This window comes from Actinosynnema sp. NPDC037264, from assembly GCF_055603705.1.
In genome coordinates this window covers 243867-258385 of record NZ_JBVJVK010000001.1, presented here as the reverse complement: position 1 = coordinate 258385, position 14519 = coordinate 243867, and the positions used below count along the sequence as shown (strand labels likewise).

The following is a 14519-nucleotide window of genomic DNA, read 5'->3' as shown; positions in this document are numbered from 1 at the left end:
CACCCGGTGCAGGGGGTCCGTCGCGAGAGGACTCAGCGCTCGACGTCGCCGCGGATGAACGCCTCGACCGCCTCGTGCGCCTCGGAGTCCGAGTACTGCACGGGCGGGGACTTCATGAAGTAGGACGACGCCGACAGGATCGGGCCGCCGATCCCCCGGTCCAACGCGATCTTGGCGGCGCGCACCGCGTCGATGATGATGCCCGCCGAGTTCGGCGAGTCCCACACCTCGAGCTTGTACTCCAGGTTCAGCGGCACGTCGCCGAACGCCCGGCCCTCCAGCCGCACGTAGGCCCACTTGCGGTCGTCCAGCCACGCCACGTAGTCCGACGGGCCGATGTGGACGTTGCGCTTGCCCAGGTCGCGGTCGACCTGCGAGGTCACCGCCTGCGTCTTGGAGACCTTCTTTGACTCCAGCCGCTCCAGCTCCTTCATGTTCAGGAAGTCCATGTTCCCGCCCACGTTGAGCTGCATCGTCCGGTCGAGCTGGACGCCGCGGTCCTCGAACAGCTTGGCCAGCACGCGGTGCGTGATGGTGGCGCCGACCTGCGACTTGATGTCGTCGCCGACGATCGGCACGCCGGCCGCGCGGAACTTCTCCGCCCACTCCGGGTCGGAGGCGATGAACACCGGCAGCGCGTTGACGAACGCCACGCCGGCGTCGATGGCGGCCTGCGCGTAGAAGCGGTCCGCCTCCTCCGAGCCCACCGGCAGGTAGGACACGAGCACGTCCACCGATGCGTCGCGCAGCGCCTGCGCCACGTCGACCGGCTGCTCGTCGGACTCCTCGATGGTCTCCCGGTAGAACCGGCCGAGCCCGTCGAGGGTGTGACCGCGCTGCACGGTGACGCCCAGCGGCGGCACGTCGGCGATCTTGATCGTGTTGTTCTCGCTCGCCCCGATGGCCTCGGACAGGTCCGAGCCGACCTTCTTGGCGTCCACGTCGAACGCGGCGACGAACTCGATGTCGCGCACGTGGTAGTCGCCGAACCGGACGTGCATCAGACCGGGCACGCGGGTGCTCGGGTCGGCATCGCGGTAGTAGTGGACGCCCTGCACCAGCGACGCCGCGCAGTTGCCGACCCCGACAATGGCCACTCGAACGGTGCGGCGGTTGTCGCCCATGCCGAGTCCTCCTTAGTTCTTCCGTGCTCGTATTCGGGGGGTTATTGGTCCCGCTCGCGCTGTTCGGCCTGTTCATGGGCGATCAGCTCGTTCAACCACCGCACTTCGCGCTCGGTGCTCTCCAGCCCGAGCCGGTGCAGCTCCCGGGTGTACCGGTCGATGCGCTCGCTGGTAGCCGATAACGAGGTGCGCAGCCCCTCGCGGCGTTCCTCGACGCGACGCCGGCGGCCTTCGAGGATGCGCATCCTGATCTCGGCCGGGGTCCGGGAGAAGAAGGCCAGGTGCACGCCGAACGAGTCGTCGTCCCACGTCTGGGGTCCGGCGTTGACCAGCAGTTCGGCGAACCTCTCCTTGCCCTCCGCGGTGAGCTTGTAGACCTTGCGCGCCCGACGGCCCCAGCGGGCCGAGTCCTCCTCGGGCACTTCCTCGACGATGAGGCCGCCGCGTTGCAGCTTTCGCAACGTGGGGTACAGCGTCCCGTAGGAGAACGCGCGGAACGCACCCAGCAGCTCGTGGAGCCGTTTGCGCAGCTCGTAGCCGTGCATGGGCGCCTCGTGCAGCAGGCCGAGCACCGCGAACTCCAGCACGCGCACCTCCTCGCTCGGGTGAGCGCCGATGGGTGTGCTCAGTATATCGGTTCGATACATCCGCGCACGCCGACGCGGTGTCACGTGGCACACAGCGACCCCTGCCTTCGGCCCACTGCCCTGAACGGCCCATCGACGCGGTTGGGGCGGCACGTACTCTGGTCGTCGTGTCGACCCAACGCCAGGTCGTGGACTACGCCTTGCAGCGCCGCGCGCTGCTGGCGGAGGTCTACGCGGGCCGAGTGGGCACGATGGAGGTCTGCGACGCCAGCCCGTACCTGCTGCGAGCTGCGAAGTTCCACGGCCGACCGAGCGATGTGACCTGCCCGGTGTGCCGCAAGGAACCGCTCACCCACGTGTCCTGGGTCTACGGCGACGAGCTCAAGCACGCGGCCGGATCCGCGCGCACCACCGACGAGCTGGCCCGCATGGCGACCCTCTTCGAGGAGTTCACCGTGTACGTGGTCGAAGTTTGCCGCACATGTAGTTGGAACCACCTGGTGCAGTCATACGTCCTGGGAACGCGTGGCTTGAACTCAGGCAAGCCGCGCAGGAGGACCGCGGCGGAGTGAACCTGCTCCGACCGCGGGCGCCGCTCCGGCGAGGAGCAGCGGCGTACGACCACCGAACCGCGTGCAACGGCACGCCGGTCTGGGAGGCCATTTCGTGAACGACCAGCATGACGACAGGCATCGTGGCGCGGAGCCGCAGTGGCCGACCGGGGAGGACCCGGACGGCGGCGGGCACGCACCGCGCCACGGCGCCGGGGATCAGCCGGAGCGTCCGAACACCCCGCCAGGTGGTTTCGCGCGCGCTCCGATGGACGGCCCCGGCCCTCGGCACGGCACCCCGCCGGGCGGGTTCTCCCGCCCCGGCCCGCCGCCCGGCGCGGGCGTCCCGCCGGCGGGAGGGACGCCGCCCGGCGGGATTCCCCGCGGCGGCCCGCCGCCACGGCGACCGGCCGGTCCCGGCGCACCCGGCCCCGGCGGCAGGCCCGGCGGCCCCCCGACCGGTCCCGGCGTGGCGGGCAGCGGCCCCGGCGGCCCCGGCCAGCGCCCGAACACGCCTCCCGGCGGCCTGCGCGGACCCGTGCCGCCCGGCGGCCGGCCACCGGTCGGCGGTCCGGGCGGTCCGCGCAGACCCGGCGGTCCCGCCGGTCCGGGCGGTCCGCCGCGGCGTCCCGGCGAGGAGCCGACGGACCTGCTGCCGCCGGTGTACCAGACCACGCCGCGCGAACCTGAGCTCCTCACGCACCGCGAGGACGAGGTCGAGCTCGAGCCGTTCTACGACGACGAGTACGACGAGGAGCTGACCGAGGAGGAGGCCCGCGCCGTGCGTCGCAAGAAGGTCTGGCGCCGCGTGCGCCGCACCGCCTACGTGGCCTTCGGGCTGATGCTGCTGGCGCCCGTCGTGGCGTTCGCCATCGCCTACCAGGTGGTCGAGGTCCCGAACCCGGAGGCCCTCGCGGCCGAACAGGGCAAGGCGATCACGATCCTCTACGCCGACGGCTCCGTGATGACGAAGTACGCCCCCGGCGAGGCGAACCGCACCATGGTCAAGTACGAGGACCTGCCGGATTCGATCAAGCACGCCCTGTTCGCGGCGGAGGACCCGACGTTCGAGACGAACGTCGGCTTCGACCTGAAGGCCATCGCCCGCGCGGCCTACTACCAGCTCAAGGGCGAGCAGAGCGGTGGCTCCGGCCTCACGCAGCAGTACGTCAAGGAAGCCACCGACCAGAGCGACATGACGCTGAGCCGCAAGTTCACCGAGGCGGTCACCGCGTACAAGATGTCGCAGCAGCAGGACAAGAAAGACATCCTGACCGCGTACTTGAACACGATCTACTTCGGCAAGGGCGCCTACGGCATCAAGACGGCGGCGAAGGCGTACTTCGGTCACGACGACCTGAAGAACCTCACCTACTCGCAGGCCGCCCTGCTGGCCGGCATGGTCCAGAACCCGAGCCGGTCCGAGCAGCCCGCGTACGCGCTGGAGCGCTGGAACTACGTGATGGACCAGCTGCTCGAGTACAAGTGGATCGAGCCGTCCTACCGCCAGTCCGAGCCGTTCCCGGAGCCGGTGCCGCAGACCGACGACTCCGGCCTGGCGGGCCCGCGCCTGCACATCCGCAACCAGGTCATCGAGGAGATGGACAAGGTCGGGTGGGACGTCAAGAAGTCCCAGTCGGTCGGCGTCACCGTGCACACCACCATCGACCCGCCGAAGCAGTTGGCGGCCGAGGAGGCGGTGCGCGACATCATGGGCCCGCAGCCGAAGGAGCTGAGGTCCTCCCTCACCGCGATCGACCCGCAGACGGGCGCGGTGAGGGCGTACTACGCGGGCGAGGACGGCGTCGGCCAGGACTTCGCACGCGGCACGATCCAGGAGGCGGGCTCCTCGTTCAAGCCGTTCGACCTGGTGGCGGCGCTGAAGGCGGGCAAGGGCCTCGGCTCGACCTATGACGGCCGCTCGCCGAAGACCTTCAACCTCGGCGGCGACCCCATCGTGATCCGCAACGCGTCGGACCGGAACAACAGCTGCGGCGAGAAGTGCCCCATCCGCAAGGCGATGGAGCTGTCGCTCAACACGGTGTTCTACGAGATGGTGCTGGAGATCGGCACCCAGCCGGTCGCCGACGCGGCGTACGCCGCAGGCATTCCCAGGGTCGTGGACGTCGGCAACGGCGAGGAGAAGCTGCTGGTCAACAAGGAGACCGGCGGCGCGCCGAACGCGGGTATCGCGCTCGGTGGCGGCGAGGCGCAGGTCCGGCCGTTCGACATGGCGTCGGCGTACGCCACGTTCGCCGCGCGCGGCACGTACCACGAGCCGTTCTTCATCTCGAAGATCGCCAACACCGAGGGCAAGGCCGTCTACCAGCACGTCGACGAGTCCCGGCTGGCGTTCGACCCGGACCCGCAGAAGAACCAGGACATCGCCGACAACGTCACCGAGGCGCTCAAGCCCGTCGTGAAGCCGTCGACCGGTCTCGCGTGCGCGGGCCGTGAGTGCGCCGGCAAGACCGGCACGCACGAGCTCCCCAACGACGCCACGCAGAACTCGAAGGCGTGGATGGTCGGCTACACGCCGACGCTGTCGGCGTCGGTGTGGATCGGCAACCCCGCGGGCAGCGTGGCGTTGAAGGACGCGCAGAACCGGCCGATCTTCGGTAGTGGCCTGCCCGGTCAGATCTGGAAGAGGTTCATGGACCGGGCCTTGGAGGGGACGCCGGCGGAGCCGTTCCCGAAGCCGAGGAAGTTGAACCAGTTCGACGACCCGAAGCCGACCACCACGACGACCACCACGACGACCACGCAGAAGCGGGACGAGGACAACCGGTCGACGACGACCGACCCGACCTCGACCAAGCCGACGACCACCAAGCCGACGACCTCGACCCGTCCGTGCGTGGGCCTGGCCTGCCCGCCCACCACCTCCACGACGACGCCGGAGAACGGACCCGATCCGATCGGCGGCGGTGTTCGACCAACGGGTTGACCTGCATATCCGCAGGCCAGGAGGGGTTCGGCCGGACGGCCGAACCCCTCCTTTGCATTCCGCTCTATTTCACCCGATCAGACCACGTGGCCGGCTTATCGGACATTCTCGCCGTCACACAAATGGACGCATGTGATCTGCGCCATGTTCCGATGCATTGACCGTGCATTGATCTGTGTAGTTTGCTCGTGCCGGGCATTCAGTACGCCAGGGGGCACCGTGATCGGGATCGACGGCCATTCTCGGCCTATTCGCCACATCGACCGGTAGAACGCAAAACCACTGAGCCGGCACCGCGGACCGAAATCAGGCGGCCTCGATCGAGGTCGCCTGCGCAGCGCGGCGATCCCCGCCAATACACCACGCCATGCGGATGTGCACTCGGCACATCCGCATGGCGAGTGCGCCCGAATTAATTCCCCACGTTCAGAAAGATCAGGCACTGATCGAACGGAGCGATGGACACGTGCGAAGAAAATTGGCACCGCTGTGCGCGACGACAATCGCGATCGCCGCGTTGGCAACGGCCCCACCGGGCGCCGCCGCGCCGGCGACCGACCCCGACTGGAACGCGGTGCGAGAAGTCGCGGTGATCGAACCCCCGGTGGTCGCCGCCGAGAAGCGCGGCGAGCTGCTGGGCAACGACTGGCAGTCGTCCGGCGACCGGCTGTGGACGACCACCGGCGACGGAACCGGCTTCCACGTGCTGGTGGCCGACGCCAAGACCGGCTACTCGTGGCGCACGGCGGCCACGCTGGTCAAGCCCGCGGTGGACGCCGACACCTGGATCGGCAACGCGTGCGTCACCGGCTCCGGCACCAAGGCCGTCGTGGTCTACGCGCCGCGGACGTTCACCAACGACGAGAAGCTGTCCGCCCGCGGCGGCTTCACCGCCGTCGTCGACCTGGTCACGGGCGCGGTCACCGACCTGCCGGTCCGCACCACGTTGGCGTACTACAACCCCGGCTGCGGCCTCGGGGAGGAGGTCGCGCTCACCCAGGCCGCCGACCTCGACCTCGGCAAGACCGGTCTGCGCACCGTCGACGCGACCACCGGGAAGGTGAGCGACCGCACCGAGGTCACCGGTCAGTTCACCTCGGCCGTCCCGCTGCGGGACGGCTTCGCCGTCGCCGGTGGCACCGGCGTGCTGAAGATCGAACGCGACGGCACGAAGGAACGGATCGCCAAGACCGCCGGCGTGCCGTTCCACCTCAAGGCCGACGCCGACGGCGGCGTCGTGTTCATGGCAGCGGAGAGCGAAGAGGCGGTCAACGTCCAGCGCTCGACCGGCGTGCGCGGCAAGACGTCCCTGCTCGCCAGGGGTGCGACCGGTGAGGTCGACCTGACCGCGACCGGCGGCAGGGTGTTCATCACCGGTGACGCGAAGCTCGAAGCGCTGCCGGCGGTCGTGACCAAGCTCGACCTCCCCGCGGGCTCGGCGGTGTCCACCAACGCAGAGGCAGCGGTCACCGGGGTGGCCCCGACCAAGTCGCCGGTGCAGGTCGAGTCGCAGCCTTGGAGCATCCGGGCCAAGAGCCTCAAGACCGGCCGCGACCTGGCCTTCGGGGTCAACCCCGCCGACGTGCTCAAACCCCGCGAGGTCGAGGCCGACCGCACCTGCGCGGTGCCTCGCAACGACGGGCAGACGCAGGTGATCCAGCCCAAGCCCAAACAGGTCGAGTGGGCGGTGGACATGGCGGTGAAGAACCACTTGGACGTCCTCCGGCCCGCGGGCTGGGGCGGTCACCAGGGCAACTACCGGCCGCAGGTGATGTTCCCGCAGCGCGCCATGACCAACGCCAACGGCGGCCAGGTGCCGGCCCAGGTCATGCTCGGCATCATCGGCCAGGAGTCGAACATGTGGCAGGCCAGCCGGCACACGCTGCCCGGCGAGACCGGCAACCCCCTGATCGGCAACTACTACGGGGTGGACGTCTACAACGGCGACGAGTCCGACGACTGGAACGTGGACTTCACGGAGGCCGACTGCGGCTACGGCGTCACCCAGATGACCGACGGCATGCGCACGGCCGGGCGCACCCGTCCCGGCGAGGTCGCGCTGTCCTACGACAAGCAGCTCGCCATCGGCACCGACTACGCGGCGAACGTCGCGGCGGGCCTGGCCCTGCTGCAGGACAAGTGGAACCAGCTCCAGGCAGCCGGCATGAGGGTGAACAACAACGACGTCACCAGCATCGAGAACTGGTTCTTCGCCGCGTGGGCCTACAACTCCGGTTACCACCCGCCGGGTGAGCCGAACACGAACGGCGCGCACGGCCTCGGCTGGGGCAACAACCCCGCCAACCCGCAGTACGACCCCAACCGACAGCCCTTCGGCGAGGACCCGCACGACTTCGCGCGCCCGCAGTTCTGGCCCTACCCGGAGAAGGTGATGGGTTTCGCGGCCAACCCGCCGTGGGGTCTTGAGGACGAGAACACCGAAGTGCCCTTCTTCAGGCCGGCGAACTGGGACGGCGGCGACGGCCCGGTGAGCACGCCCGGCACCGGCGCGTACAACCGGCACAAGGTCAAGCCCGACCGGTTCCTGTTCTGCACCAGCGCCAACCAGTGCGTGCCCGGCGGTCTGTTCACGCCGACGGATCCCGACGTGGACGACGACCCGCTGCGGGACACCGGGCCGTGCGCGCACCAGAACGCCGCCGGGCAGTACGACCTGCGCTGCTGGTGGCACGACGCGGCCACGTGGAAGACCGACTGCGCGACGACGTGCGGCTACGAGTTCATCCGGTACGACTGGCCGGACTACTCGCAGGAGCCCGCGAACGGCGTCAGCTACGTGCCCCAGTGCGACGCGCAGGGCCCGGTCAGCACGCGCACGCTGGTGGTCGACCACGGCGCCCCGACCAGGCGTCCGGCCTGCACGCAGATGACGTCGACGGGCACCATGGCGTTCCGCTACGACAAGCCGGCGGCGTGGGTGGACCTGCACCAGCTCGGCAGCGGGTTCGGCGGGCACACGTGGATCAGCCACACCAAGCAGAACACGCCCACCGAGTTGAAGGCCGTGACGACGGCCGACTGGACGCTGAGCCAGAAGATGCGCACCAGGGCCGGTGTGTGGGCCTACATCCCACCGCACGGCTCCACGAAGACCACGGCGGCGGTCTACGAGATCGAGACGGCGCTGGGCAAGCAGACCGTCACGAAGAGCCAGCACGACTACCGCGGCCAGTGGATGCCGCTGGGCAAGTTCGACTTCGACAACATCCCGAAGGTCACGCTGAGCACGCTCACCGGTGACGGGACGACCGGTCGCATCGTGGCGTTCGACGCGATCGCGTTCAGTCCCGAGGACGGGTTCCAGCAGAGCACGGACTACATCTCGCGGTTCGTGCACCTGATCACCCAGAACTGCCTCACGGCCACGACGACGGCATACCCGGCGCCGGTCGTGCACCGGCAGTGCACCGGCAACTTCAGCGACGACTGGCTGGTCCGCTACGTCCCGAACACCAACGCGGAGAACCGCAAGGAGTACCGGATCATCCAGCGGGCCACCGGGCTGTGCCTGGCGCCGAAGTTCGACGCGCCGAACAACCGGTACCTCGCCGAGACCAGGCAGTGCGGCCCCAACCCGTTCACCGACCTGGAATCGCTGTGGGCCAACGGCAAGGACATGAACATGCCGCAGACGTCGGGCGTGTGCAGCCACTACGTCGAGCCGTCGTGCCTCTTCCCGGAAGGTCTCAACGCGGGCGAGGGCACGCCGGTCGTGCTGACCAAGGTCAGGAACGGCATCGAGGAGGCGTACAGCTGGTGACCTGGTCGGGAGTGAGGTAACCGTGGTCGCCGTCCTGGTGGCGGTGGTGGCGTTCTGGGTCGGTCAGCTCGGCTTGGCAGAAGCCTGGACGACCTCTCGCGGTGACGGGGCGACGGTCGCCGTCATCGACACAGGAGTCGACGACGACCACCCGGACCTCACCGGGCGGGTGCTGCCCGGTGCCGAGTTCCCCGATCTCGGCACCGGGGGCCGCGACCTCGTCGGCCACGGCACGGAGGTGGCGGCGCTGGTCGCGGGCCGCCACGGCGTCGCACCGGAGGCCGAGGTGCTTCCGGTGAAGCTCACCGGCAACAGCGCGGACGCCGACGCGGCCGTCCGGTGGGCGGTGGACCGCGGTGCGCAGGTGATCAACATGTCGCTCGGCGGCTCGTACGGCTCGTACGGCGAAGCGCTGCGGTACGCGGCCGAGCGGGACGTGCTGGTGGTCGTCGCGGCGGGCAACACCGGTGTTGACCAAGGCGTCACCGCCTTGGCCCGCACCGCCGGTGCGCTCGCCGTGTCGGCGGTGGACCGCAACGGCCTGTTCCGCCCGGAGGTCAGCGTGTCCGGACCGGAGATCGCGCTGGCCGCGCCGGGTGTGGACATCGCGACCTCACGGGGGGAGCGCAGCGGCACCAGCTACGCCGCCGCGATCGTCTCGGGCACGGCGGCGCTGGTCCGGGCGAGGTACCCGGAACTGACCGCGCCGGAAGTGGCGGAACTGCTCGAAACGACGGCTCGGGAAGCCGGACCGCCGGGCCGCGATCCTCAGTACGGGTTCGGCGTCGTCGATCCGGTTCGCGCGCTGGCCGGCCCACCACCTCGGTCACCGGCCGCGTCCGGCACCTCGCTGGGTGCGCCGGCCGGGGTCTGCGCGGCACTGCTCGTCGGATCGGTCCTGATCCGACGAAGAGCGAAGAGGATGCGGGACCGCAGCACGCGGTCGGCACGCCGACCGAGCACCACACCAATCGGAAGGAATCGAAAGTGAAACCAGCCGGCAAGATCATGGGCACTATTTCTGCCGCACTCTTCGGGATAGCGGCGCTCAGCGGTCCGGCACAAGCCGAACCGGTTGAGGAACACTGCGTCGCGGTGACCGGGAGGACGCCGAAGGACCCGGTTCGGACCGCTTGCTCGACCGACCCGGAAGCCCAGGAGCTGAAAGCCCTTTCAGCGGCCGCGGTACCGCTCATGACGTGGTACGACAATTGGCACTGGGACGGCAGCAACGGCGAGTTCACCTGGTACGGGTACGCCGGGACCTGCGACGCGGAAGGCTACCTCCTCTACTTCGACGAGAACAACTTCCCCGCCTGGAAGGACCGCATCTCGTCTTTCACCGTGCACGGCGGTTGTTGGACCACGGTGGCGTTCGCCGTGGCCTACGACCCCTTCGAAGGACATGCCCGGTACGACGGCGACACCTACTACGTCGGCGATCTCATGAACGATCACACCGAAGGATTCTGGGTCACCTCGCCGCGCTGACCGATCGGCGCACCGGATTCGAAACGGAAAACCATGCCGAAGAGACGTGCACGACGCATGTTAGGCACATCGTTGATATCCCTGGCACTGCTGGCTTCGGGTGCCCCGATCGGCGCCACCGCCCAACCGGTGTCCCGACCGCAGGCGCCCGCGACACCGGTTGAGCCGCGGGCGCAGCACACGACCGATCCGGGTGAACGCGACCACCTGCTCGGACGGGGTTGGCAGCAGTCGACCGACCGGGCGTGGACGACCAGCGGTGACGCGGACGGCTTCCACCTCCTGGTCGCCGACGCCGCCACGGGCTACACGTGGCGCACGGCGGCGACCCTGTCCGAACCGGGCTTCGACTCCGACCAGTGGATCGGCAACGCCTGCGTGACGGAGTCGGGAAAGCGCGCGGTAGTGGTGTACGCACCGCGCATCTTCACGAACAAGGACAAGCTGGCCGGCCGCGGCGGGTTCAGCGCGACGGTCGACCTGGACACCGGTGTGGTGACCAAGCTGCCGGTCCGGTCGAGCCTGGCCTACTTCAACCCCGGCTGCGGCACAGGTGAGGCCGCCGTGCTCACCGAGGAGGGCGACGACCTGGGCCGGACCCGGTTGACCAGGCTCGAGGCGGGCACGTCCACGGCGGCCGCGCCGGTCGAGGTCGAAGGACAGGTGACCTCCGCGGTGCCGACTGCGGCGGGCGTCGTCGCGGCGGCCGGATCGACGTTGGTGAAGGTCGACGACAAGGGTCGCGCCCACCGCCTGGCGGTCACGACCGGGTCGCCCTTCATGCTGCAGCCGGACGCCGACGGCGGCGTGGTGTTCCTGGAACGCCTCGGTGACCGGGTACGGGCACGGCGGGCGCTGCCCTCCGACCCGCGGGCGAAGGTGTCCACCCTGGCCACCGGCGGTCTCAAGGACCTCGGAGTCACGTCCGGCAAGGCCGGTGCGGTATTCCTGACGGGCAAGGCCGACACCGTCGGCGCGCTGCCGCCATCGGTGGTCAAGCTCGACGTGTCCCGGGACGCCGCGGTGTCGACCGCGGGCCGGGTGGCCGTGGAGAGGTCCGAGTACGCCGAGCCGCCCGGCAAGGACCTGGCGGCCGCCCGTCGCGCGAAGATCGACCTGAAGGTCCTCGCCACGGGTGCGCGCGTCGGCTTCACCGTCAACCCGCGGGGAGCGGTCGGCTCACACGCCGCGACCGGGCGCGAGCCGAACCCGAAGTCCGGCCGATCCGCGGGAGAGCTGTCGGCGACCACCGACCTGACCAACCCCGTGGACGCCGAGCGCACCTGCGCCATCCCCCGCGGCGACGCGTCGGCGATGGCTACGCAGCCCACGCCCGCGCAGGCGGAGTGGGCGGCCGACCGAGCCGTGCTCGGCACGTTGGAGAACACCGACGGCGCGCAGGCGATGTTCCCGTCCAAGGCGTTGATCGGCGGGGAGAAGGTGCCGCCGCAGATCCTGCTCGGCATCATGGCGCAGGAGTCGAACCTGTGGCAGGCGGCCCGGTTCGCGCTGCCCGGCGTGCCCGCGAACCCGCTGATCGGCAACTACTTCGGCCTCGCCATCTACAACAAAGAGGACGACGACGACTGGGCCATCAACTGGGACGACGCCGACTGCGGGTACGGCATCACCCAGGTCACCGACGGCATGCGCATGGCAGGCCGCGAGGGCACGTTCGCGCCGGCGCTCCCGGCGGCCCAGCAGCGGGCCATCGCGCTGGACCACAAGACGAACATCGCACGCGGCCTGCAGATCCTGCAGGAGAAGTGGAACCAGACCCGGGCGGCGGGGATGGTGGTCAACAACGGCAGCCCGCGCAAGATCGAGAACTGGTTCCTCGCGGTGTGGGCCTACAACTCCGGTTTCAACGCGGACAAGGGTGACGGCTCCCCGTGGGGCGTCGGCTGGACGAACAACCCGATCAACCCCCGCTACCCGGCGAACCGGTTGCCGTTCCTGGAGTTCACCCAGGCCGACGCCAAGTACCCGAACCGGTGGCCGTACCCGGAGAAGGTCATGGGTTGGGCGGCCCACTCGATCGCCACGCCGACCGGGCCGGGCTTCGCACCCGCCTGGTGGAACGCGGCCGGCAGCAACGGCAACCTCAACCGGGAGAACGTGAAGCCCCCGGTCGAGTTGTTCTGCACACCGCAGAACGACTGCTACCGCGGCCAGGCGTGGGTGCCCGACGACCCGTCGGTGCTGCCCGGTCCCGGTGACGACCCGGAACCGCCGGGGCCGTGCGACCACAAGAACCCGGAGACCGGCAAGCGCGACCTGAAGTGCTGGTGGCACCTGCCCGCCACCTGGAAGGCCGACTGCGACCAGACCTGCGGTGTCTGGAACTTCACTTACGACGTGGAGCCCGCGCCCGCGTGGGGCGCCAACTACCCGCCGCGGTGCGCGCAGGACACCCTGCCCGCGAACGCGCTGATCATCGATGACCTGCCCGCCACCGCGGCCGCCCTGCCCGCGAAGTGGGCCGACCCGAACCGGCGCTGCACCAGGGACTGGACCAGCCAGGGCAGCTTCCAGCTCCAGTTCTCCACGCCCTCGGCGAAGATCGACTTCCATCAGCTAGGCGCGGCCTTCGACAACCACTTCTACTTCGGTCACACCCGCAGGGACGATCCGGCCGGCAACATGAGCAAGGTGACCGGCACGTGGACGTTGAACAGGCCGCTCACCGGGTGGGCTCGGGTCCTCGTGCACATCCCGGACCACGGCGCGCACACCAGGCAGGCCAAGTACGAGGTCGAGACCGGCTCCGCCACCAAGACCCGGGTCGTCCTGCAGCGCACCGAGGCCAACAAGTGGGTGTCGCTGGGCGTCATGCAGTTCTCCGGCACGCCGAAGGTGAGGCTGTCCACCACCACCCTCGACGGCGAGGGCACGGAGGACGTGGCTTGGGACGCGGTCGCATTCCAGCCGATGGCGCAGAAGCCGGCGAACGTCGTCGTCGCGCTGGGCGACTCCTACTCGTCGGGTGAGGGCGCGGGTGGCAACGCCGCGTACTACCGGGAGACCAACGTCTACGGCGACGACGAGAACCTGCGCAACGCCTGCCACCGCTCGCCGCACACGTGGTCGCGGCAGGGCAAGCTCGCCCAGTACGCGGGCAACACCATCGGGCAGATAGCGGACTTCTACAACGACCCGACGATGGACTACCAACTGCTGGCGTGCAGCGGGGCGCGCACGCACCACGTGCTGCCGTTCGAGACGGTGCCCGCCGGTGAGCCCAAGCCCGTCGACGCCTGGGGCAACACCGGGCGGTCCTTCTACCACGAGGTGTCGCAGATGGACCGCGGCTTCCTGGACGAGTCCACCACGCTGGTGACGATGTCCGTCGGCGGGAACGACGCGCGGTTCACCCAGATCATGAAGTCGTGCCTCACCTACCTGTTCGACTGCCCTGACGAGGTGCTGGACGAGGACAACGGGGTGCCGCTGAAGGACGCGGAGCCCGCCCTGATCCGGAACAAGGTGATCCCGTCGGTGGCGACCACCATCCGCGAGATCCACAAGCGGGCGCCGAACGCCAAGATCGTGCTGATGGGCTACCCGAAGTTCCTGGAGCACGACGTGCTCTGCGACGCGCTGTTCTCGGGTCGCACGATCGACTGGTTCAAGGAGATCGGGGACGTGCTGACCGTGGCCTACACGAGCATGACCATCGACCTGCGCAACGAGGGCATCGAGATGGTGTTCGCCGACCCGTACACCGCCTTCGACGGCAAGGGCGCGTGCGGCGCACCGGCGCGGATCAACGCGATCGTGGAGACCAAGACGGACTCGGACCCGCTGCTGGCCATTCCCTCCGAGAGCTTCCACCCGACCAGGGAGGGCTTCCAGTTGTACGGCGAGGTGTTCACCTCCGCGCTGCGGAAGCTCGGGTTGTGATCCGCGGCCTGCTGGTGGTGGGCGCCGTCGCGGCCACCACCCCCCGCCGTGTCTCCCAAGCCGACCAAGAGTTCTACCCCCCCCCCCCCCCCGCCCGCCACGAAGGGGAACGCGGTTGGGAGGGGGGTGAGGGGA

At 69.5% G+C, this 14519-nt stretch carries 8 protein-coding genes; 6 read left to right on the top strand and 2 right to left on the bottom strand.

The annotated features are described in order from the left end of the window. Positions 1-32 precede the first annotated feature (32 nt). On the bottom strand, positions 33-1124 hold the full coding sequence (locus tag ACZ7GX_RS01235; protein ID WP_498771496.1) for an inositol-3-phosphate synthase: 1092 nt from the start codon (positions 1122-1124) through the stop codon (positions 33-35). 41 nt (positions 1125-1165) lie between these two features. Further along, complete coding sequence (locus ACZ7GX_RS01230) at positions 1166-1711, bottom strand: PadR family transcriptional regulator (protein WP_498771494.1); 546 nt, start codon at positions 1709-1711, stop codon at positions 1166-1168. Between the two features lie 167 nt (positions 1712-1878). Here ACZ7GX_RS01230 and ACZ7GX_RS01225 point away from each other — a divergent pair, with 167 nt between their 5' ends. The 6 genes from ACZ7GX_RS01225 to ACZ7GX_RS01200 all read left to right on the top strand — a co-directional run bounded on the left by ACZ7GX_RS01225 (position 1879) and on the right by ACZ7GX_RS01200 (position 14384). Then, positions 1879-2283, top strand: coding sequence for a DUF5318 domain-containing protein (locus ACZ7GX_RS01225; RefSeq protein WP_498771492.1), 405 nt, complete (start codon positions 1879-1881; stop codon positions 2281-2283). A 94-nt stretch (positions 2284-2377) separates the two neighbouring features. After that, positions 2378-5209 carry a transglycosylase domain-containing protein gene (locus tag ACZ7GX_RS01220; protein ID WP_498771490.1) on the top strand — a complete coding sequence of 944 codons (2832 nt, stop codon included), beginning with the start codon at positions 2378-2380 and terminating at the stop codon, positions 5207-5209. Positions 5210-5675: 466 nt separating this feature from the next. After that, positions 5676-8990 carry a carbohydrate-binding protein gene (locus tag ACZ7GX_RS01215; protein WP_498771488.1) on the top strand — a complete coding sequence of 1105 codons (3315 nt, stop codon included), beginning with the start codon at positions 5676-5678 and terminating at the stop codon, positions 8988-8990. Between the two features lie 22 nt (positions 8991-9012). After that, a complete protein-coding gene (locus ACZ7GX_RS01210) occupies positions 9013-9981 on the top strand; it encodes a S8 family serine peptidase (protein ID WP_498771486.1) in 969 nt (322 codons plus the stop codon). Then, a complete protein-coding gene (locus tag ACZ7GX_RS01205) occupies positions 9978-10481 on the top strand; it encodes a hypothetical protein (protein ID WP_498771484.1) in 504 nt (167 codons plus the stop codon). Before ACZ7GX_RS01210 ends, ACZ7GX_RS01205 begins: the two co-directional genes overlap by 4 nt. 129 nt (positions 10482-10610) lie before the next feature. Further along, positions 10611-14384: a golvesin C-terminal-like domain-containing protein gene (locus tag ACZ7GX_RS01200; RefSeq protein ID WP_498771482.1), complete on the top strand. Its 3774-nt coding sequence runs from the start codon at positions 10611-10613 to the stop codon at positions 14382-14384. Positions 14385-14519: the final 135 nt, after the last annotated feature.

Bases quoted from the DNA above. Each gene is read 5' to 3' on its own strand.
- ACZ7GX_RS01235 (WP_498771496.1), bottom strand. From the start codon at position 1,124: ATGGGCGACAACCGCCGCACCGTTCGAGTGGCCATTGTCGGGGTCGGC.